The sequence below is a fragment of the Neisseria shayeganii genome (genome assembly GCF_014054965.1).
GTDB classification, from domain to species: Bacteria; Pseudomonadota; Gammaproteobacteria; order Burkholderiales; family Neisseriaceae; genus Eikenella; species Eikenella shayeganii.
In genome coordinates, this window is record NZ_CP059567.1 from 1,233,429 (window position 1) to 1,254,509 (window position 21,081).

Consider the following 21,081-nt stretch of genomic DNA (forward strand, 5'->3'; position numbering starts at 1 on the left):
AAGTGAAGGATCGCCAATGAGTCACTCCAACAACAAAACAGCCGGCCCAGTTAGCAGCCATTATGTGACCAATATTTTTACGCCTACCACCCAAGCGTATCCTGTTCAAATCAACCAGTCAGACAGCTACTATGGCACCGAATGGCCAGAACTCATTAATGGTAACAATATATTCAAAAAGAATATTTATGGTCTAGGCGGAGACGACATCATCGCCGGTGGCATGCTTAACGATAACCTTTATGGCGGTACGGGAAACGATACCGTATTGACCAATAATTCCTTAAAAACAAATTTATATGGCGATACGGGCAATGATTTTTTGGCTGGTTACTTTGGAAACGATGTCTTAAACGGCGGCAGCGGCGCTGACCAAATGTTTGGCGGCAAGGGATCAGACACTTATTACGTAGACCATATTGATGATGAAGTCAATGAAAAAATTGCCTTTACTGCCACCATAAACGGCAACAATGTTTCATTGAAAGGCGACCTTTTTACTCCTTGGTTTAATGATATTGATACAGTCTACGTCTCCGTCAGCAACTACAAAGTACCTGCCGGTTTTGAAAAAGTCATTTATACTCAAGGTGCAACTGCACTGCCTTATTTTATAGACGCCGTCTACAGCGGGCAGCGCACAGGTTATCTGGCCGCCAGCCAAAACAAATGGAAAGGCATCGGCAAAGCATTGAAAGTAAGTTACAGCTTTGCCGTAAACAGCCACGATGCTGCAACCGGCGAAACTTTCACCGGCTTTAGGGAGTATAGTGCAGCGCAAAAAGCCAATGTCCGTAAAGCATTAGAAGCCTATAGCAAAGTAGCCGACATCACCTTCACAGAAGTCGCCGATGGTCAAGCCGATTTCCGTTTTTACCTAAACGACTTAAAAGAAGCCAGCAATAACTACCGCATCGGAAAAAATGTCTGCCCTTGTTGTAAAGGCCAACATCAAGCCTTTGATTCCTCAGAATGGATTACCAGCGGCTACGCATACTTTGGTGGCGACGTCCATTTAAATTCCAATTTATACGGCACCAATAATCAAGCCTTCGCTCACGGTCAAGATGGCTACGATACCCTGCTGCATGAAGTCGGCCACAGTCTAGGATTAAAACACCCTGGCCAATACGGCACCGACGACGGCCCATTTCTCAGCACTCAAGAAGAACACCTTGGCAATACGCTGATGACCTACAACACCAACGGCCATACACAAAACCAAGGTTTGAAAATATTTGATTTAGCCGCCGTCCATTACCTCTTCGGTACCAACAAAACCGCACGCAGCGGCAACAATACCTACACACTTACCGACCGCTACATTTGGGACGGCGCCGGCAACGATACCCTAACTGCCGCCAACGCAAGCCAAAACGTATTCATCAACCTAGCACCTGGTGGCTGGATTTATACCGGCAACAAAGCCAGTCTGCTTACTGCAACTGGCCAAGCTTTTATCGGATTCGGTACTTATATTGAAAACGCTGTTGGTTCAAATTTTAATGATCGAATATCAGGTAATTCACTTGACAATACGATCACTGGGTTATTTGGAGACGACCTTCTCAGCGGCGGTTGGGGCAACGACCAGCTGTTAGGCGGAGACGGCAACGACACCCTCTACGGTGAGCACGGCGATGATAGGCTCTACGGCGACAGCGGAAACGACAAGCTCTACGGCAACGCCGGCAACGACCTTCTCAGTGGCGGTTGGGGCTATGACCAGCTGTGGGGCGGAGATGGCAACGACACCCTTTACGGCGAGCACAATGAAGATATGCTCTACGGCGAAGCCGGTAACGACAAACTCTACGGCAACAGCGGCAACGACAAACTCTACGGCGGCGACAGCAACGACGTCCTCACCGGCGGCTGGGGCGACGACCACATGTGGGGCGACAAAGGCAACGACGTCCTCTACGGCGAGCATAACAACGACCGCCTCTTCGGCGGCAGCGGCAACGACCGTTTATACGGTAACAGCGGCAACGACCTGCTCGGTGGCGGCTGGGGCGACGACCGGCTGTGGGGCGGCGACGGCAACGATACCCTTTACGGCGAGCACAACAACGATGTGCTCTACGGCGGCGCCGGCAAAGACATCCTCTACGGCGGTGCCGGCAAAGACACCTTCGTCTTCGACAGCGCTTTGGGCGGCGGCAATGTAGATATCGTGAAAGATTTTGCTGTCGGCATGGACAAAATCGCCCTAGGCAAAGCCATCTTCGGTGGTGGCTTGGACAGCAGTATCGAAGCGGCCGAGTTTGGTTTGGGCAGCAGCGCTACCAACAGCAGACAGCGCATTCTGTTCAACCAAACCGACGGAAAACTGTATTACGACGTTGACGGCAACGGCAACAGCACAGCTGTCCACTTCGCCACTCTGCAGGGCAGCGGCTTGAACCAGCTCGACCATACCAGTTTCAGCCTGATTTAAGCTGAATTCTATTAAGAGCTGAAATAGACATCTCTTCAAAACTCAACATCACCCAAAATCCAAAACTGCAATGTACAGTTTTGGATTTTGGGTGATGTTGAGTTTTGAAGAGATGTTAAATTATACTCATAAGACGGTCTGAATGATACCCAGCCACATATATGACCTCACTTAAGAAGAGCTCTACTAAATATACAGCACTTCCACCACTTCGTATTCCCGTAAACCACCCGGAGCCTGCACCTCAGCCACATCACCCTCCTCCTTACCAATCAAGGCACGGGCAATAGGTGAGCTGACAGAAATTTTGCTTTCTTTGATGTCGGCTTCGTCGTCTCCAACAATTTGGTAACGGACTTGAGTTTCGTTTTCCAAATCCTCCAACACCACGGTGCTGCCAAAAACAACCTTACCTTCGGCATGGATTTCTGTCGGATCAATCACATGGGCCTGAGAAAGCTTATTCTCGATTTCTGCAATACGGCCTTCAATAAAACCCTGCTTCTCCTTGGCCGCCTCATATTCGGCATTCTCCGATAAATCACCATGAGAACGCGCCTCGGCAATGGCCTCAATAATCGCAGGACGTGCGACACTTTTCAATTGCTGCAACTCTTGCTTCAATAATTCGGCGCCACGCACGGTTAAAGGGATTTTCTGCATACTGCACTCTCCACATAAAGTAGGATTCGGGCAGTGTCTCCTTAAGCGCTGCCCGAATCCGTTTTTTCCATAAATAAAAAGGCAAGCCGCCCGAAAAAACGGCGGCTTTTGTAGTATCTGTCTACGTAGCATTGTAGCAGATAGCATCTGGGGCGCCAAGTATTGACATAGAGCAAGGTTGTGATCTGATCCAATTTAAAACATTAACAAATCAATACAGCAGACAGTATAAACTGCTATAATTGAAATCTCTTATTTTCAAGCTCGAATGATTTTAATCATCTTATTTAACAAGATGAAAAAAAACAAAAAATCTATTTGAAAACAGCCGAAAGGTATATTGATGAGAATATTATTGACCGGTGCCAAAGGCCAAGTCGGCCAAAACCTGAAACAGCAAAAGCCCGAACACTGGGAAATGATTGCCGCCGATTCCACCACCTTAGACATTACCCATGACCAAGCCGTCAATAATATGGTGCAAAATTTCGAGCCTGATGTCATCATCAATGCCGCAGGCTATACCGACCTTGAAGCAGCCGAACACAACAAAGACGAAGTCTTCGCCGTCAATGCAGAGGGCGTACGCAATTTGGCTGCTGCTGCGGCCAAACATAACGTCCGCTTTATCCATATTTCCAGCGACTATGTGTTTGACGGCCAAAAAGACAGCCCCTACACCGAATTGGACTACCCCAATCCGCTCAGTACCTATGCCAAGTCTAAATTGGCTGGTGAATTACTGGCCCTAGCCGCCAACCCGGACAGCATCATCATCCGCAGTTCGTGGGTGTTTTCCGAATACGGCAGTAATTTTGTGAAAGACATTATCGCTCAGGCCGATCAAGAAACAATCTCCGTCGTGACCGACAAAATCGGTTGCCCCACTTACGCCGGCGACCTAGCCAAGCTGATGATTCAATTCGCACAAGAGCCACAAATGACACCTGGGATATATCATTTCTGCGGCGATGTTCCGGTAACCCGATACGAATTTGCCCAAATCATTCTCCATGCTTTGGAAAAGATTCGCCCGGTGAAAGCCACGATTCAAGAAACAGTCTCTATACAAATAGATGAACAAACACCTCGACCGCCGTATAGTGTATTAAGTTGCGAGAAAATTCGCCAACTTGGTTATCTACCTTCAGATTGGCAACTTGCTTTAAAACATCTGAATTTATTCGATATGAACATACTGAAAAACCAATAATCTTATACCCTAAAATTTAAAAATCATGACACGTAATACAACCCCATGCTCTGCTATGCAAGAATTAAAACAAAAATTAAATTTTATCGCAGATTTGATTATAGATAAAAGCGATGTTGTTTATCTAGATTATCCATTCCATTTAAATGTTGGTGATTTATTAATCTATCATGGCACTGAGGAGTTTTTTAAGCAGAATAATATTCAGGTAAAGTTTAGGCGCCCTTGGACTTCATTTAATATTAAAGAACTAAGATATATTATCACTCCCAATACTACGATTTTATGCCACGGGGGAGGAAATTTTGGTGACTTATACTCTGTTACCCAGAGGCTTCGTGAAGCAGTCATTCAAACTTATCCCTCTAATCGTATTATTGTTTTTCCTCAAACTGCATTTTTCAAAAATAAACAAACTGAAAAGTCTTCAGCTGAGATCTTTAGGCAGCATAATGACTGCCACCTATTTGCAAGGGATGAACCTACTTTTTACTTAATGGAAAAATTTTCAGAGAATGTTTATCTTTCACCAGATATGGCGCACCAGTTATATGGGAAACTGAAAAAAAGTAATCACATCAAGAATGAAACATTATTCTTTTTAAGAAAAGATATCGAAAAAACAAATACAGAAGCTGTACTAACTCAAGTAGCAAAAAGAGCACAAGCTACCATTCTTGACTGGCCAGATACTATTAGCATTTCTGATAAAACAATTTGGAACATTCACGTCAAATTTCTCTTAGCAATACGGCATCTTGAAATGAGTAATATCAAAAACTGTATGAATTCATATTGGCACAATAAAAGCTTACAACTAATACATAATAGCTCCTTATTATTTTCAGAATATCAAAAAGTTGTTACCACTCGCCTACATGGGCATATTTTATCTTGTTTATTAGACATCCCTAATACAGTATACGATAATTCATATGGAAAAAATAAAGGTTATTTTGACTTATGGACAAATAAAGTGAGATTTAGTCAATTTAAAAGAATATGAACTTATTAAGTTATCTTAAAAAATACAAGAATTCATCTGGCTTATTTTTAGCAACAATAGCAAGCTCAGCTCTATCAATATTGCTATCTATTACCCTAGCTAGGGTATTAACTGTTGAAGATAGGGGCGCATTACAATTCATCCTCACTAACATTATTGTCATTTCAACAATCTCAGTCGGAGGAGTGGGTTATGCTTTAGGTATAGGTATAAAAAATAACGAATATAAAGGATGGGCTAAATTTATTTTAGGATACATAGCCATTACCTTCCCAATTACCTTTATCTTTCATTTATTTATAACTAACATTAGCCAATACTCGAATACATTAATGTTTTGCGTCGCTCTATATTCACTTACATTAATTACAATTGAAAAGTCCAATATTGATCAGCAATTAACAGCTTATAAATTCTTAACTATACTTCAACCTTGTATCAATCTGATGCTATTTGGTTTTGGATATTTAACACTGGGAACAATTCATCTAAAAACAGGACTAACATATTTAACTTTGTCTTATGTAATTTTATCAATATTTAGTCTACTATTTTTAATAAATTTAGGAAAAAAATATAAAGCCATTAAAAGCAAAATTCAGTTCTCATCTTTTTTTAAAATTTGGATAAAGCAATACCTATTCCAATGTTTTGGTGTATTAACCATAAATTTGGATAAATACTTAATCACTTTTTTCTTAGGTGACTATATTTTAGGGATTTACTCTGTTTATTTAGCTTTAGATGGACTTATTGGTAGATTGTTTCAATCAGCTGCCAATTATCATTACTCAAATATTTGGAATAACTTAGATAAAACAAAAACCTTATTAACCACTCTAATTATTATTTGTCTTATCATTTTAATATCCATTCAATTATTTGGCAGCCACGCAGTTAATTTTCTATTTGGCCAAAAATATAGTGAAATAAATGATGCCTTAATTTTGCTGGCTATCTCTTCTATGATCTCAGGATTTTCATGGATTTTATCACAAAATATGATAGTTATAGGTAAGCAAATTCCGTTAATAATTAGACAATTTTCCTCAATTATTATTTTCTCAATTTCAATTTATATATTTAGAGAACACAACTTATTTGGTATTGCCATCAGCTTGATGATTGCTAGCACCACCAGACTTTTTTTCTCATTATATTATTTATATCGGTATCCAATAAAAAAACTATGGGCTGACGTAGATTAGCAGTCATGCTAATCTACTAAAATGAAGATAACCCACTGTAAATTAAAAAAGACGATACAAAGAAAGCTGCTTGAATATTTTGTACTGGAAGTAACCGCACGCTCTGCTGCCGATATCTTGGATATCCAGCCTAACACCGCCATACTGCTTTACCGCAAAATCTGCCCCGCCTTCAACCATCATTTGACTTTGGAAGCAGATCAGGTTTTTGAAGGTACCATAGAATTGGATGAGAGCTATTTCGTCGGTAAGCGTAAAGGAAAGCGTGGGCGCGGTGCCACAGGAATAGTAGCAGTTTTCGGTATCCTCAAACGCAGCAGCAAGGTATATACCGTGGTGGTAGAAAACTCTAAGCGGGAAAGCTTATTTATTGTTATCAAAAAGAAAATCATGCTGGGCAGCATAGTTTATACAGATTGTCTGGCAGTTTATGATGTTTTGGATGTGAGTGGTTTTACCCATCACCGCATCAACCAAAGCAGACTGTTTGCCGACAGTCAAAACCACATCAACGGTATTGAGAATTTTTGGAATCAGGCAAAACGGGTAGTGCGCAAATACAACGGTATCGACCGTAAATCGTTCCCGTTGTTCTTGAAAGAATGTGAATTTCGTTTTAACTTCGGCCCACCAAAGCAGCAGTTAAAAACTCTGAGGCTTTGGTGTGGTACTTAGGGCTATTCTACTTCAGCCCCAAAATTTTAAGTACTAATTCTATATGAATAATTATCTATTAAATCCTTTAGTATCTATTATCATTCCGTGCTTTAATGCTGAAGATTTTGTTGAGCTAGCTATACGATCAATTATGGAACAAAGTTATTCCAATATGGAAATTATTGTTTTAAATGATCAATCTACTGACAATACTGGCAAAATTTTAAAAAAATTAGCATCTGAGGATAGCCGTATTATTTATATAGAAAATGAGAAAAATATAAAATTAGTTGATACTTTAAATAAAGGATTATTATTATGTAATGGAAAATACATTGCTCGTATGGATGCAGATGATGTATCAAGAATAGATAGAATTCAAAAACAAGTAGAATTTTTAGAGAAAAATCCTGATATTGCTATTTTAGGTAGTGCGATGCAAATTTTTGGAGAGGGCATAAAAGAAAAAGAACTACTTAATCCAACTAAACATGAAAGAATTATTGCAAAAATGTTTGTTGCATCTCCTCTTTTCCATCCAACAATTATGATAAGAAAAGAATTAGTAGATAATGGTATATTTAAATATGATAAAAATTTTTTTAGAGTAGAAGATTATCACCTATGGGTTAAATTAAGTACTGAAAAAGTCAAATTTGCTAACCTGCCAGATGTTTTATTAGATTACCGTTTCTTAACAAATAGTGAAACTCGACTGGGAGAAAAAAATCTGGCCGAACGAATTGAAAGCCATTCAAAAATATATGAAATTATTCTCCATAACAATAATATAAGTTTAAATAAAGATGAAATTTACCTATATACAAAAACCATGAGCAAAAATTGGATTGATGAAACCATATCACTTAATTGCATATTAAATATATATAATAAAATAATTAATCAATCTGAAAACAAGCTTATAAAAGAATATTTAGCAAAACGTTGGATCTATTTTTTGTTTAGAACCAAAAATTTTTCTATTATAGAAATTAAAAAAATTATTACCTCTTTTATCACTTATATTGGTATCTATTCTATAATTAAAGATAAGTTCAAATGAAAATTATTACTTACATTCTATCATTTTTTATAATATTCAACTTTCCTATTCCGCTTATTCATAGCTCATTAGCTATTTCAATTTTTGTATTATTGGCAATTTTCTTAATAAGCAAAGATTTCCAAAAGGAAATTTTTAAATTATTAAAAAATAAATTTTTATTTTGTTCTTTACTTGGTACTTTTTTACTTATCCCTATTGGAATATCTATAGCTATAATTCATGAAACTTTCGACTTTTCCATTCTTAAAAGTAATACATTAACTATTGTTACTATTGTTACAACCATTTTTTTATTCCCATTAATAAATAAATATATCATTAAAAATCAAGACAATACAAAAGAAATGGCTTTATTTATTATAAATATAATGGCTATCCAATCAGCCATTGAAATTTTAGCTTTTTTATCACCTACAGTTTTAAGCATAGTTAGATTTTTCCAAAAAGAAATAGTTATAAATTTAGGGATTGGATATAATAATTTGAGGGCACTTGCATTAACAGGAAATCCTTTCTTTTCTCTATCTAGTGCTTTTGGCTTAACTTTTATATTACTATTTTTTAGCTATTCAAAAGAGAAAGAGTATTGGGCAACTCTAAATTTTATCTATCTTTTTCTTCTAATTTTAATAGGCTCATTCTTTTCTGGAAGAACTGCATTTGTCGGGTTAATATTCGGGATATCTTATTTTTTATTATCTGAAAAAAATATTCTTAGCAAAATTAAAAATTTGATAATTATCATTCTTTTAATTACTATTTTTTTATTAATATTTTACGTAGCTATCCCTGATTTTATTCGCATAAAAATTGACAATAACCTTTTACCTTTCATCTTTGAGTTTTTATATAATTATTCCGAAACTGGAAAACTATCAACTCAATCTACTGATGTATTATTAAATAGAATGTATTTTCAATTAAGTTTTGATACGCTTTTATTTGGTGATGGACGTTATACCAATATAGATGGATCTTACTATATGCATACTGACTCAGGCTATATGCGAAACTTACTTTTTTATGGTCTTTTTGGATTAGTCTATATAATCATTATTCAGTGGTCATTTCATATTAGAATCTTCATAATAAAAGAATATCGATTATTAAGTATAATCACATTTTTATATTATTTAACTCTGCACTATAAAGGAGAAGCTTTATTATATATACCTGCTATTATGTCGATACAAACTCTTTTATTATTAGCTTCAATTAAATTTAGGAGTGGATCATGAGCTATAATATAAATTTCATTGTCCACAGCTTCGATAAGAATTATCGCGGAGGTGTACTAAGAGTTATTTCTCTTCTTTCCAATGCTTTCATAAAAATGGGAATGAATGTTTCTATTTATAGCCTATCTGCAGTTTCTGAACCTGCCTTTGAATTAAATAGAAAGGTAAAATTAATTATCTTAAAATTGCCTATATATGAAACAACTAAACTCTCACTAATCCAAAAATTTTTATGGATATACAAATCTTATTTAAGAATAAAGCCTTATTTTCAAAACAAACATAATGAAATTTGGATTACTTCTTCTCCATTACTTTCTATTATATTTTCTTTTTTTGGTAAAAATAAAAATATAATTATAGGCTGCGATCATACTTCCACTTACTATATAAATAATAAGCCTTTTTCATGGCTACGAAATAAGTTAATTAGAAGACTTAATATAAATATCGCATTAACAAAAGAAGATGGGGATTATTTTTATTCAAAAAATATTAACTATTGCATTATTCCCAATCCTATTGAAAAGTTTTATCCTATACCTAAAGTAAATAATAATATTCTGTATATTGGTCGATTCTCAAAAGAAAAACAACCATTAGAAGCTTTAAAAATATTTAATCAAAGCCGATTATGGAAAAAAAATTTCCACTTCAAGATGTATGGAAGTGGAGATTTAAAAAACCATTTATCCGACTATATTAAAGAAAACAACTTATCAAATTTTGTTACTATTATCGAAAATGAAAACAATTTACAAGTAATGTTTGAAAATGCAAGATGTTTAGTAGTAACTTCTAAAGTTGAAGGATTTAGTTTAAACATCTTAGAAGCTTTTTCATTTGGCATCCCATGCTTTTCATATGACTGTCCTTATGGGCCTAGAAACCAAATTAAGAATAATATAAATGGGTATTTAATTGAGCAAAATAATACAGATCAATTTATTGATGTTTTAAAAAGAATAAATGATTTCCCTATTTCAGAAGAAGTACAACTCTCAGTTAAATATCTCTTAATCGACAATATAATTCCGCAATGGATTAAATTATTTGAAAAATTGACACTGCAACACTTTGATCATCAAAAATAATTCTTATATTTAACTTAAAATATGCTCCTCTTCATCGACAACTACGACAGCTTCACTTATAACATCGTGCAATACTTCGCCGAACTGGGCCAAGAAGTATTGGTGCGGCGTAACGACGATATTTCTGTATCGGAAATCGAAGCACTCCATCCCCAATATTTGGTCATCGGCCCCGGGCCATGTTCGCCCAAGGAAGCCGGTATTTCGGTGGCCGCCATGCAGCAGTTTGCCGGCAAACTGCCGATTATGGGCGTTTGCCTAGGACATCAAACCATAGGAGAAGCTTTCGGCGGGCAGATTGTGCGGGCCAAAACGCTGATGCACGGCAAAGTGTCTCCGGTACACCATCAAGGCAGCGGCATGTTTGCAGGCTTGCCCAACCCTGTTACCTGCACCCGCTATCACAGCCTAGTGATTGACCGTGCCAGCCTGCCGGAATGCTTGGAAATTACAGCGTGGACGGATGACGGCGAAATCATGGGGGTGCGCCACAAGCAGTTCCCCATTGAAGGCGTTCAATTCCACCCCGAAGCCCTGCTTACCGAACACGGCCACGATATGCTGCGCAACTTCTTGCAACAGCATGCTTGATTGGAGCAAATGCTGCCCAAAGCAGCGCTTGCTACTCTCTCCCACCGCAGCCATTTGTCTGCCGCAGCGGTTTTCAGGTAAGCTATGCGCCGATTTTTCTGTTTCGGAGCCGCCATGTTTGCCTCACGCTTACTGACTGGTTTCACACTGACCATCTTGGGCAGCTCAACGCTTAGCGGTTGCGCTTTCGGCACGCACGAGCATGTCAGCCGTGCCAGCCGCGAAGCTTTGCCGCCTGCGCTGAATGCCCAGACTACAAACGTGCCGTTCGACATCCCGCATTATTTTGTGCATCGCGGACGATACTATGTGTTGCAGATACAGTCCGACAGCAGCGGCCAGCAAGCCCTGTTGGCCGAGGTCGGCAGCCGCCTGATTTCCTCGGAACTGGCCGCCTGGCAGAGCAATCCGGAAACCAAAATCCTGTATCGGGGCGCTTACCGCAATCCGCTGCCGGTTCACCTGCCCGGCGGTGTGGCTTATCTGCAGATTGAAAACGATGAGCGCGTGTGGCTGCTGAACCGCCGGCAACAACCGGTTTCCTGCCACCCCTACCGCTCTTGCCGTCGGAATCTGTTTTCCGTTCCGCGCCGATAAACGCTGCTCCAACCGATATGCCCACTTCCCAACGATACCGCTTGGAACCAGGCACCGGCATGCTGACCCTGTCTCTGTCGCCGGTGAAGCACTGGCAAAACATACTCTTCTGTGCTGCGGAATTGCTGATCTGCCTGATCTCCTCCGTCAAGGTTCTGCCCTATTATCTGCACACCGTCCAAACATTCAGCGCCAACAACGGGCTGTTCAACCTGATCTGGCTGCTGATATGGTGCTTGATTTGCTTTGCCGCCCTGCGTCGCGCGACCTGGCTGTTTTTCGGCGCCCAAGTCTTGCAAGTCAGGCCGGGCGAGCTTGGCTTTCAGCGCCAACTGTTCGGTTTGCCGATCAGCCCTTGGCGCCGCTATACCGGTGCCGGCATCGAACGTTGGCATCATGACACCGAAACACCGCCAGACGATATCTGAACGCCGCCGTTTATGGTCGAATGGCTCACGCCCATACACACCTGGCTGCGCTTTGACTACCAAGGCAGGCTGATTACCTTGTGCCAATGCCTCAATGAAGAAGAAGCCATCGACATCAGCCGCACCTTGCAACCGTATCTGCCGCAAGCCCGCGCCGTTGCCGAGGCTACCTGAAACGGTCTGCACACACTTTATTCAAGGAATCCGAAATGTCCTTAAAAACCCGTCTCAACGAAGACATGAAAACCGCCCTCAAAGCCAAAGACCAAACCGCTTTGTCCACCATCCGCCTGGCCAATGCCGAAATCAAACGCTTTGAAGTGGACGAACGCAGCGAAGCCGACGATGCCAAAGTCGTCGCCATTCTGGGCAAAATGATCAAACAGCGCAGAGACAGCGCCGCCATATACAGCCAGGCCGGCCGGCAGGAAATGGCCGCTCAAGAATTGGCCGAAATCGACATTCTGCAGCGCTATCTGCCCGAGATGCTGTCTGCTGAGGCAACCGAAGCCGCCGTTGCCGCCGCCATCGCCGAAACCGGCGCCGCCGGCATGGCCGATATGGGCAAAGTGATGGGGGTGCTGAAAACCCGTTTGGCCGGCCAAGCCGACATGGCCGAAGTCAGCCGCCTGTTGAAAGCCGCCTTAAGCCGCTGATGTGCCATCCATCAACACACCGCACCTCCTAATCGGGCTACCTGAAACCGCCCTAAGCAGAAAGACCCTATGATTACCCCGCAACAAGCGCTCAACCGATTAATCGATCAAAACGAACTCTTCCAAGACGAAATGGCCGGCCTGATGCGCCAAATCATGCGCGGCGAAGTCCAACCCGAGCTGATTGCCGCCTTGCTGGTGGGCCTGCGCATCAAAGTGGAAACCGTTTCCGAAATCGCCGCCGCCGCCGCCGTGATGCGCGAGTTCGCCGCCAAAGTGCCCGTGCGCCAAGCCGAGCATCTGGTGGATGTAGTAGGCACCGGCGGCGACAACGCCCACACCTTCAACATCTCCAGCACTGCCATGTTTGTGGCCGCCGCCGCCGGCGCCAAAGTGGCCAAACATGGCGGCCGCAGCGTGTCTTCTTCCAGCGGCTCGGCCGACGTGATGGAGCTGGCCGGCATTTCGCTGGCCCTGTCTCCGGAACAAGTGGGCGCCTGCATCGACCAAGTGGGCGCCGGCTTCATGTTCGCCCCCAACCACCACAGCAGCATGAAATACGTCGCCCCCGTACGCCGCGCCTTGGGCGTACGCACCATGTTCAATATTCTCGGCCCGCTCACCAACCCCGCCGGCGCACCCAACCAAGTGCTCGGCGTGTTCCACATCGACTTGGTGGGCATCCTCTCCCGCGTGCTGCAACAACTCGGCAGCCGCCACGTGCTGGTGGTGCACGGTCACGACGGCTTGGACGAAATCACCCTCACCGGCCCCACTCGCGTGGCCGAACTCAAAGACGGCATCATTGCCGAATACGATATCCATCCCGAACAATTCGGCCTGCCGCTGCAACGCGATTTGTCCGACATTCAGGTAGCCTCCGCCGCCGAATCGCTGAAGATGATGGACAGCGTATTGCAAGGCGATGCCGGCCCGCACCGCGACATCGTGCTGCTCAATGCCGCCGCCACCCTGTACGCCGGCCAGGTGGCCGCCACCTTGGAAGACGGCGTGGCCTTGGCAGGCGAAGCCATCAACAGCGGCAAAGCCCTGGCCAAACGCGCCGAACTGGCCGCCTTCACCCACACCTTCCACCACTGAACCGGCCCGATCCAGCCGCAAAACCGCCGCCCCGCCAGAGCAAAGGCTACCTGAAAACCGACAACGTAAATTTCAGCCAAGCCAAACCCCACGCCACAGGAACACCGCATGAGCGACACCGCCAACCACGAAGTCAGCCGCGCCGAATACTGGCAACAACGCTACGAACAAGGCTACACCGGCTGGGACATGCGCGGCGTTTCCCCGCCGCTTCAAGCCTATTTCGACCAACTCGGCCGCCGCGACCTGCGCATCCTGATTCCCGGCGCCGGCAACGCCTACGAAGCCGCCTATCTGCATCAAGCCGGCTTTTCCGAAGTATATGTGCTCGATTTCGCCGAAATACCGCTGCGCCGCTTTGCCGAACAGCAAGCCGACTTCCCGACCGAGCATCTTGTTTGTGCCGACTTTTTCACCTGGCAGGCCGAACCCTTCGACCTCGTGGTGGAACAAACCTTTTTCTGCGCCATCGATCCCGCCCGGCGCACCGAATATGCCCAAAAAACCCACCGCCTGCTCAAAGCAGGCGGGCGCTTGGTCGGCCTGCTGTTCGACTGCGAATTCAAAAACGGCCCGCCGTTTTCCGGCAGCCGCGCCGAATACGAAACCCTGTTTGCACCTTATTTCGACTTCGCCACCTTCGAAACCTGCCACAACTCCGTCGGCCCGCGGGCCGGGCGCGAGCTGTTCATCAACCTGATTAAAAAATAAGCCTCGGAGACCCCATGCCCGCCATCGCCCCCGATATTTTCAAAGCCTACGACATCCGCGGCATCGTCGGCCGCAGCCTCACCGAAGAAACCGCCTACCTCATCGGCCGCGCGATCGCCGCCCGCGCCGCGGCGCAAGGCATCGGCGAAATCGCCCTCGGCCGCGACAGCCGCCTCAGCGGCCCTGCCCTGATGGCCGCGCTGGCCCGCGGCATCACCGACAGCGGTCTCAACGTGCTTGATGTGGGCATGGTGGCCACCCCCATGCTCTATTTTGCTGCCGTGCAGCATTGCGGCGGCAGCGGCGTGATGATCACTGGCAGTCACAACCCGCCCGACTACAACGGCTTCAAAATGATGCTCGGCGGGCAAACCCTGGCCGGCGACGACATCCAGGCCCTACGCCACCGCATCGAAACGGAAGATTTTGTTTCAGGTAGCCCGCACGGCCATGTGCGCCAACACGACATCGCCGCCGAATACCAAAACCACATCAGCGGCCACATCCGCCTGGCCCGCCCGCTCAGACTCGTCATCGACGCCGGCAACGGCGTGGCCGGCGCCTTTGCCGGCAAGCTTTACCGCGCCTTGGGCTGCAACGTTACCGAACTCTTCTGCGAGGTGGACGGCCACTTCCCCAACCACCATCCCGATCCGGCCAAACCGGAAAATCTGCAAGACCTGATGCGCGCCCTGCGCGAGAGCGACGCCGAAATCGGCCTGGCCTTCGACGGCGACGGCGACCGCCTGGGCGTGGTCACCAAAGCCGGCCACATCATCTACCCCGACCGCCAGCTGATGCTGTTCGCCCAAGACGTGCTCTCGCGCCACCCCGGCGCCAAGATTATTTTCGACGTCAAATCCAGCCGCCTGCTCACGCCATGGATCACCGAACACGGCGGCGAAGCCATCATGGGCAAAACCGGCCACAGCTTTATGAAAGCGGCGATGAAACAGCACGGTGCGCTGCTGGCGGGCGAAATGAGCGGCCACGTGTTTTTTAAAGAACGCTGGTTCGGCTTTGACGACGGCCTCTACGCCGGTGCCCGCCTGCTGGAAATCCTTTCAGGTAGCCCCGACCCCAGCGCCGTGCTCGACGCCCTGCCCGAAGGCGTGTCCACCCCCGAAATCAATATTGACGTGCCCACCGGCGAAAACGGCCACGCTCTCATCGCCGAATTGGCCGCGCAAGCCCGCTTTGCAGGCGAGCAGCAACGCATCACCCTCGACGGCCTGCGGGTGGAATTTGCCGACGGCTTCGGCCTGATGCGCGCCTCCAACACCACGCCGGTGCTGGTGCTGCGCTTCGAGGCCGATAACGCAGCGGCGCTGGCGCGCATTCAGGCGCAATTCCGCGCCGTCATCGACAGCCGCCCCGGCTTGGTTTGGCCTGAATCCTAAAAAGCCTGCTCCCAACCGCCGCCTACCATGACCGCCGCCCTGATCTGGCACCGCCTGCCCGATGCCGATACCGCAGCAGCCGCCTGCCAAGCCCATCCGCAGGCAGCGTGGGTGGTTTTTTGCGACGAGCCGGCCGCCGCCACAGGCTACCTGAGAACCGATCATCCGGGTTTTCACTTCATCCAAAGCTGTGCCGCCGGCGCCGCCAACTATCTGCCCGCCGCCGGCAACCCCTACGGCCGCGACCTGTGGCTACTGCCTGCGCAAGAAGCCACCCGGCTGTCGGCCTACGGCTTCCACCCCCTGCATTGGCAAGACGGTCCGCCGCAGGAACAGCACCTGGAGCCGCGCCCACCCTGGCTGCAAGCCGCCCCGCTACTGCCGACGGAACACATCGTGGTGGTCGGCGCCGGCATCGCCGGAGCCGCCACCGCCTACGCACTGGCCCGGCGCGGCGTTCAGGTAACCGTGCTCGAACAGGCCGCGCCCGCCCAAGCCGCCTCCGGCAACCACCAGGGCCTGCTGTACGCCAAAATCTCCCCCCACGCCACCGCGCAAACCCGCCTGCTGCTAGCCACTTACGGCTTCAGCCTGCGCCTGTTGGCCGCCACGCTGGATCCCGCACATTGGCAGGCCTGCGGCGTGCTGCACCTCAACCACAACGCTGCCGAAGGCAAACGCAACGCCGCGCTGGCCGCCCAAACCGCCAACCGCCACCTGTATTACCCCGTTTCCGCCGAACAAGCCGCCGCGCTGGCCGGCACCGATCTGAACGGGCTCGACGGCCTGTTGTGGCCGCAAGGCGCTTGGATCCATCCGCCTGCTTGGGTAGCCGCCCTGCTGGCCCACCCCAATATCCGCCTGCTGCCCGGCCATCGCCTCGAGGCCGTGCACCACAACGGCCGCCTCTGGCAGCTGGCCTGTGCCACCGCCAACGACCGCAGCAACCTGGAGGCCAGCCACCTTGTCTTCTGCACCGGCGCCGACGCCCTGCCCCAAGGCATCGCCCCCTTCCCGCTGCACGCCATCCGCGGCCAAACCTCGCTCGCTGCCGCCGGCCCGCACAGCCCGCCGCTGCGCTGCGCCCTCAGCGGCGACAGCTACGTCGCCCCCGCCTACCGCGGCCGCCACTGCTTCGGCGCCAGCTTTGTGCCGCACGACCGAAATCAAACCTGGCGGCCGCAAGAAGACCAAACCAACCGGCAGGCTCTGGCCGCCCTCGCCCCCGAGCTGCACCGCAGCCTGGGCGACACCCTGCCCGGCCACACCGCCCTGCGCGCCGACTGCCACGACCACCTGCCCGCCGTCGGCCCGCTCGGCGACTACGCCGCCATGCAAACGTGTTATGCCAAACTGACCGCCGACCGCCGCTATCCCTTCCGCACGCCCTGCCCTTATCTGCCCGGCGTATTCCTCAATACCGCCCACGGCAGCCGCGGGCTGGCCACCGCCCCTTTGTGCGGCGAGCTGCTGGCCGCGCAAATCCTCGGCCTTCCCCTGCCGCTGCCGCCCGATCTGGCCGCCGCCCTCGCCCCCAACCGCGTGCTCGCCCGCCGCATCGCCTTGGGGCAAACCGCGGATTAGAGCGTGTCATCAGATGCCGCCTGCCCGCCGCAACGCCTTTCAGGTAGCCTGAAACCTTTTCCGCAATACCGCCCCTGAGTGCACGGCTACCTGAAAACCGCCGCTTACGGTAAACTCCGCACCTTTCGGTTTCACGGTACACAACAGAATGAATCTACTCGGTGCGCTGGCCAAACTCGGCAGTCTGACCATGGTTTCGCGGGTGCTCGGCTTCGTGCGCGACGCCATTTTGGCGCGGGTGTTCGGCGCGGGCGACGCGATGGACGCCTTCGTGGTGGCCTTCCGCCTGCCCAACCTTCTGCGGCGCATTTTTGCCGAAGGCGCGTTTGCCCAGGCCTTTGTGCCGATTCTGGCCGAATACAAGCAGAACCGCTCCCCCGCCGCCACCCAGGCTTTTGTGCAGCATGTGGGCGGCATGCTTCTGTTTGCGCTGATGATGGTGACCGCCATCGGCGTGATTGCCGCGCCTTGGGTGGTGTTGGCCACCGCCAGCGGCTGGCGCGACGGCGACGACCGCTTTGCGCTGGCCACCCTGATGATGCCGGTGATTTTTCCCTATATTCTGCTGATTTCGCTGTCGTCTTTTGTCGGCAGCATTCTGAATACCTACGGCAAATTTTCGATTCCGGCTTTTACGCCGGTGCTGCTGAATGTGTCGTTCATCGTGTTTTCGCTGTGGCTTTTGCCGTATTTCGACCCGCCGGTGATGGCGCTGGCGTGGGCAGTGTTTGCCGGCGGCGTGCTGCAACTGGTGTTCCAACTGCCGTGGCTGTGGCAGATCGGCCTGTTGAAACGGCCGAAGCTGAAATTCCGCGATGCGGCGGTCAACCGTGTGTTGAAACAGATGGTGCCGGCCATCATGGGCACTTCCGTGGCGCAGATTTCGCTCTTGATCAACACCAACTTCGCTTCCTATCTGCAAAGCGGCAGCGTGTCGTGGATGTATTTTGCCGACCGCCTGATGGAGCTGCCCACCGGCGTGCTCGGCGTGGCTTTGGGCACCATTCTGCTGCCCGGCCTCTCCAAGCACGCCGCCAACCAAAATCCGCAAGAATATTCCGCCCTGCTCGATTGGGGCCTGCGCCTGTGCCTGCTCTTGGCCGCCCCCGCCGCCGTGGGGCTGGCGGTGCTGTCCTTCCCGCTGGTGGCCACCCTGTTTATGTACGGCAGCATCGGCGTGTTCGACGCGCAAATGACGCAACAGGCGCTGATCGCCTACGCCGCCGGCCTGCTCGGCCTGATTCTGATTAAAGTCTTGGCGCCCGGTTTTTATGCGCGCAAAAACATCAAAACGCCGGTGAAAGTGGCGGTGTTCACCCTAATCTGCACCCAGCTGATGAATTTGATGTTCGTCTGGAAACTGCAACACGCCGGCCTGGCGCTGGCCATCGGCTTGGGCGCCTGCATCAACGCCGCCATGCTCTACGTGCTGCTGCGCCTGAAAGGCTTTTACCAACCCAAACCCGGCTGGACGGCCTTTCTGCTCAAGCTCACCGCCGCCCTGTTGGTAATGGGCTTAGGCCTGTGGGGTCTGGAGAGCTGGTGGCAGCCCGACTGGGTGGCCGCCGGCGGCCTGCAGCGCGCTGCCCAACTGGCTGCTCTGATTGCGGCCGGCATGCTGCTGTATTTCGCCAGCCTCGCCCTGCTCGGCTTCCGCCCCCGCCATTTCAAACGCAGCGAAATGGCTTAAACACACGTTGCCGCCGAGCAGGCTACCTGAAACCTTCCCCCTGACCGCCATGCCGATTGCTTTTCTGCCCGATACCGCGCCCGACGCCCTGATTGCCGACCATTGGCCGGCCGCCGCCTTCCGCCGCGCCACCGCCGCCCTGGCCGCCGAGTTACAGACACGTCAAGTTACCGCCGTCGCCTTATGGTTTGACGACGCCGCCCGCTTCGCCTCCGCCCTGCTGGCCGCCTGGCAGTCCGGCGCCGAAGTGTATCTGCCGCCCAATCTGGCCGCAGACAACCGCCGCTGGGCCGAACAGCACGCCGCGTTGTGGCTTACCGACCAGGCCGATTTCCCCGCCCCCCATCTGCATTATCACGACGCCTTGGAGGAGGCAGCCGAACCCGCCGGCGGTTCAGGTAGCCTCTTGGTGCCGGACGGCGCCACGCTGTATCTGAAAACTTCAGGCTCGTCCGGCGAAGCCAAAGTGATCCGCAAAACCGCCGCCCAAATGCAGCGGGAAGCCCAAGCCCTGGCCGCCTGCCTGCCGCCGGCATGGCGGGGCATACGCGCCGTCGGCAGCGTCAGCCCGCAACACCTCTACGGCCTCACCTTCCGCATCTTCGCCTCGCTGGCCGCCGGCTGGCGCATCGGCCGCCACGCCTGCCCCTACCCCGAAGACCTGCTCGCCGCAGCGGGCGAACCCTGTATCTGGATTACCAGCCCCGCCCTGCTCAACCGCTTGGGCGAAGGCCGCAACTGGCACACACTGCGCGGCCGGGTGTGCGGCATTCTCAGCGCCGGCGGCGCCCTGCCCGAGGCCACCGCCGAACTGCTGCACCGCGAGCTGGGCTTTTACCCCACCGATATTTACGGCAGCACCGAAACCGGCGTCATCGCCCGCCGCCAAGGCAGCGGCGCTTGGACGCTGCTGCCCGAAACCCGTGCCGGCCTCAACGAAGATGGCGCCTTGTGGGCCGAATCGCCGTGGTCGGACGGCCGCCAGCAAACCGCCGATGCCGCCGTGCTGGCCGAAGACGGCCTGCATCTGGCCGGCCGCTGCGACCGCATCATCAAATTCGAAGACAAACGGGTGTCGCTGCTGCACATCGAACACCGCCTGCTAGCGCACGAATGGGTGGCCGACGCCCATTGCGGCCGCCATCCGCAACACCGCCACCTGGCTGCTTGGGCGGCGCTCACCCCCGCCGGCATCCGAGCCCTGCGCGAACAGGGGCAGGCCGCCGTGCAGCAGGCATTAAAAAACTGTGTGGCCGCCGAAATCGACACCGTGGCCGTGCCGCGCTACTGGCGTTTCGCCGCCGAACTGCCGCGCAACGCCCAAGCCAAAATCCGCGAGCAGGATTTTCAGGCAGCCTTCGGCACGCCGCAAACCGCTCCCGAATGGCGGCTGCTGCACAGCGACGAAGCCGCCTGCGAATACCGCTTCGGCGGCCGCGTGCCGCTGGATTTGGTGTATTTCGGCGGACACTTCGCCACCTTCCCGCTGGTGCCCGGCGTGGTGGAAGTGCAATGGGCCATGGATTTGGCCGCCCGCTCCGCGTGGGGCCGCGGCGCCGTAACCCAGATCGAAAACCTGAAATACCAGCAGTTTGTGCGCCCGCATGATGAAATCGTGCTGCAGCTGCGCTGGGACGCGGCCAAGCGCAAAATCCATTTTTCCCTGCACCAGGGCGAGCGCGCCTGCGCCTCCGGCCGCGTGGCGTTGGCGCCCGAAACCGATGCACAGGCTACCTGA

At 49.9% G+C, this 21,081-nt stretch carries 20 protein-coding genes; 19 read left to right on the forward strand and 1 reads right to left on the reverse strand.

The window, feature by feature from the left end; translation table 11 throughout:
• Positions 1–16 precede the first annotated feature (16 nt).
• The gene (locus tag H3L94_RS06030) at positions 17–2,440 is read left to right on the forward strand and encodes a matrixin family metalloprotease (RefSeq protein ID WP_182121278.1); all 2,424 of its coding nucleotides are present in this window, start codon (positions 17–19) and stop codon (positions 2,438–2,440) included.
• A gap of 186 nt (positions 2,441–2,626) precedes the next feature.
• Here H3L94_RS06030 and greA read toward each other — a convergent pair whose 3' ends face one another.
• Entirely contained in the window at positions 2,627–3,103 is a 477-nt protein-coding gene (greA, locus tag H3L94_RS06035) for a transcription elongation factor GreA (RefSeq protein WP_182121279.1), read from the reverse strand.
• Positions 3,104–3,446: 343 nt separating this feature from the next.
• On the opposite strand from greA, the gene rfbD reads away from it, so the two are divergent.
• From rfbD to H3L94_RS06125, 18 genes are all read left to right on the forward strand, one after another.
• A complete protein-coding gene (gene rfbD, locus H3L94_RS06040) occupies positions 3,447–4,316 on the forward strand; it encodes a dTDP-4-dehydrorhamnose reductase (protein ID WP_182121280.1) in 870 nt (289 codons plus the stop codon).
• A 55-nt stretch (positions 4,317–4,371) separates the two neighbouring features.
• Positions 4,372–5,322: a polysaccharide pyruvyl transferase family protein gene (locus H3L94_RS06045; protein WP_182121281.1), complete on the forward strand. Its 951-nt coding sequence runs from the start codon at positions 4,372–4,374 to the stop codon at positions 5,320–5,322.
• The gene (locus H3L94_RS06050) at positions 5,319–6,530 is read left to right on the forward strand and encodes an MATE family efflux transporter (RefSeq protein WP_182121282.1); all 1,212 of its coding nucleotides are present in this window, start codon (positions 5,319–5,321) and stop codon (positions 6,528–6,530) included. Before H3L94_RS06045 ends, H3L94_RS06050 begins: the two co-directional genes overlap by 4 nt.
• 21 nt (positions 6,531–6,551) lie before the next feature.
• A complete protein-coding gene (locus H3L94_RS06055) occupies positions 6,552–7,205 on the forward strand; it encodes an IS1595 family transposase (RefSeq protein ID WP_182121283.1) in 654 nt (217 codons plus the stop codon).
• A gap of 43 nt (positions 7,206–7,248) precedes the next feature.
• The gene (locus tag H3L94_RS06060; protein WP_182121284.1) at positions 7,249–8,250 is read left to right on the forward strand and encodes a glycosyltransferase family 2 protein; all 1,002 of its coding nucleotides are present in this window, start codon (positions 7,249–7,251) and stop codon (positions 8,248–8,250) included.
• Positions 8,247–9,491: a hypothetical protein gene (locus H3L94_RS06065; RefSeq protein ID WP_182121285.1), complete on the forward strand. Its 1,245-nt coding sequence runs from the start codon at positions 8,247–8,249 to the stop codon at positions 9,489–9,491. Before H3L94_RS06060 ends, H3L94_RS06065 begins: the two co-directional genes overlap by 4 nt.
• Complete coding sequence (locus tag H3L94_RS06070) at positions 9,488–10,585, forward strand: glycosyltransferase (RefSeq protein WP_182121286.1); 1,098 nt, start codon at positions 9,488–9,490, stop codon at positions 10,583–10,585. The genes H3L94_RS06065 and H3L94_RS06070 overlap by 4 nt, the downstream gene beginning before the upstream one ends.
• 21 nt (positions 10,586–10,606) lie before the next feature.
• A complete protein-coding gene (locus H3L94_RS06075) occupies positions 10,607–11,176 on the forward strand; it encodes an aminodeoxychorismate/anthranilate synthase component II (protein WP_182121287.1) in 570 nt (189 codons plus the stop codon).
• 114 nt (positions 11,177–11,290) lie between these two features.
• Positions 11,291–11,773, forward strand: coding sequence for a hypothetical protein (locus H3L94_RS06080; protein WP_182121288.1), 483 nt, complete (start codon positions 11,291–11,293; stop codon positions 11,771–11,773).
• Positions 11,774–11,856: 83 nt separating this feature from the next.
• Positions 11,857–12,201, forward strand: a complete 345-nt coding sequence (locus tag H3L94_RS06085; protein WP_182121289.1) for a hypothetical protein — start codon at positions 11,857–11,859, stop codon at positions 12,199–12,201.
• 12 nt (positions 12,202–12,213) lie between these two features.
• Entirely contained in the window at positions 12,214–12,375 is a 162-nt protein-coding gene (locus H3L94_RS06090) for a hypothetical protein (RefSeq protein ID WP_182121290.1), read from the forward strand.
• A 35-nt stretch (positions 12,376–12,410) separates the two neighbouring features.
• Positions 12,411–12,857, forward strand: coding sequence for a GatB/YqeY domain-containing protein (locus H3L94_RS06095; RefSeq protein WP_182121291.1), 447 nt, complete (start codon positions 12,411–12,413; stop codon positions 12,855–12,857).
• Between the two features lie 69 nt (positions 12,858–12,926).
• Complete coding sequence (gene trpD, locus H3L94_RS06100) at positions 12,927–13,958, forward strand: anthranilate phosphoribosyltransferase (protein ID WP_182121292.1); 1,032 nt, start codon at positions 12,927–12,929, stop codon at positions 13,956–13,958.
• Positions 13,959–14,066: 108 nt separating this feature from the next.
• Positions 14,067–14,669, forward strand: coding sequence for a methyltransferase (locus H3L94_RS06105; RefSeq protein WP_182121293.1), 603 nt, complete (start codon positions 14,067–14,069; stop codon positions 14,667–14,669).
• Positions 14,670–14,683: 14 nt separating this feature from the next.
• Positions 14,684–16,069, forward strand: coding sequence for a phosphomannomutase/phosphoglucomutase (locus tag H3L94_RS06110; protein ID WP_182121294.1), 1,386 nt, complete (start codon positions 14,684–14,686; stop codon positions 16,067–16,069).
• A gap of 27 nt (positions 16,070–16,096) precedes the next feature.
• Positions 16,097–17,653 carry an FAD-dependent 5-carboxymethylaminomethyl-2-thiouridine(34) oxidoreductase MnmC1 gene (gene mnmC1 / locus H3L94_RS06115; protein WP_182121295.1) on the forward strand — a complete coding sequence of 519 codons (1,557 nt, stop codon included), beginning with the start codon at positions 16,097–16,099 and terminating at the stop codon, positions 17,651–17,653.
• Positions 17,654–17,801: 148 nt separating this feature from the next.
• Positions 17,802–19,343, forward strand: a complete 1,542-nt coding sequence (gene murJ / locus H3L94_RS06120) for a murein biosynthesis integral membrane protein MurJ (protein WP_182121296.1) — start codon at positions 17,802–17,804, stop codon at positions 19,341–19,343.
• Positions 19,344–19,392: 49 nt separating this feature from the next.
• The gene (locus tag H3L94_RS06125) at positions 19,393–21,081 is read left to right on the forward strand and encodes an ApeI family dehydratase (protein ID WP_182123119.1); all 1,689 of its coding nucleotides are present in this window, start codon (positions 19,393–19,395) and stop codon (positions 21,079–21,081) included.

Bases quoted from the DNA above. Each gene is read 5' to 3' on its own strand.
- H3L94_RS06075 (WP_182121287.1), top strand. From the start codon at position 10,607: ATGCTCCTCTTCATCGACAACTACGACAGCTTCACTTATAACATCGTG.
- mnmC1 (WP_182121295.1), top strand. From the start codon at position 16,097: ATGACCGCCGCCCTGATCTGGCACCGCCTGCCCGATGCCGATACCGCA.
- H3L94_RS06070 (WP_182121286.1), top strand. From the start codon at position 9,488: ATGAGCTATAATATAAATTTCATTGTCCACAGCTTCGATAAGAATTAT.
- H3L94_RS06060 (WP_182121284.1), top strand. From the start codon at position 7,249: ATGAATAATTATCTATTAAATCCTTTAGTATCTATTATCATTCCGTGC.
- greA (WP_182121279.1), bottom strand. From the start codon at position 3,103: ATGCAGAAAATCCCTTTAACCGTGCGTGGCGCCGAATTATTGAAGCAA.
- murJ (WP_182121296.1), top strand. From the start codon at position 17,802: ATGAATCTACTCGGTGCGCTGGCCAAACTCGGCAGTCTGACCATGGTT.
- trpD (WP_182121292.1), top strand. From the start codon at position 12,927: ATGATTACCCCGCAACAAGCGCTCAACCGATTAATCGATCAAAACGAA.
- H3L94_RS06090 (WP_182121290.1), top strand. From the start codon at position 12,214: ATGGTCGAATGGCTCACGCCCATACACACCTGGCTGCGCTTTGACTAC.
- H3L94_RS06045 (WP_182121281.1), top strand. From the start codon at position 4,372: ATGCAAGAATTAAAACAAAAATTAAATTTTATCGCAGATTTGATTATA.
- H3L94_RS06125 (WP_182123119.1), top strand. From the start codon at position 19,393: ATGCCGATTGCTTTTCTGCCCGATACCGCGCCCGACGCCCTGATTGCC.
- H3L94_RS06105 (WP_182121293.1), top strand. From the start codon at position 14,067: ATGAGCGACACCGCCAACCACGAAGTCAGCCGCGCCGAATACTGGCAA.
- H3L94_RS06050 (WP_182121282.1), top strand. From the start codon at position 5,319: ATGAACTTATTAAGTTATCTTAAAAAATACAAGAATTCATCTGGCTTA.
- H3L94_RS06080 (WP_182121288.1), top strand. From the start codon at position 11,291: ATGTTTGCCTCACGCTTACTGACTGGTTTCACACTGACCATCTTGGGC.
- H3L94_RS06030 (WP_182121278.1), top strand. From the start codon at position 17: ATGAGTCACTCCAACAACAAAACAGCCGGCCCAGTTAGCAGCCATTAT.
- rfbD (WP_182121280.1), top strand. From the start codon at position 3,447: ATGAGAATATTATTGACCGGTGCCAAAGGCCAAGTCGGCCAAAACCTG.
- H3L94_RS06065 (WP_182121285.1), top strand. From the start codon at position 8,247: ATGAAAATTATTACTTACATTCTATCATTTTTTATAATATTCAACTTT.
- H3L94_RS06095 (WP_182121291.1), top strand. From the start codon at position 12,411: ATGTCCTTAAAAACCCGTCTCAACGAAGACATGAAAACCGCCCTCAAA.
- H3L94_RS06110 (WP_182121294.1), top strand. From the start codon at position 14,684: ATGCCCGCCATCGCCCCCGATATTTTCAAAGCCTACGACATCCGCGGC.
- H3L94_RS06055 (WP_182121283.1), top strand. From the start codon at position 6,552: ATGAAGATAACCCACTGTAAATTAAAAAAGACGATACAAAGAAAGCTG.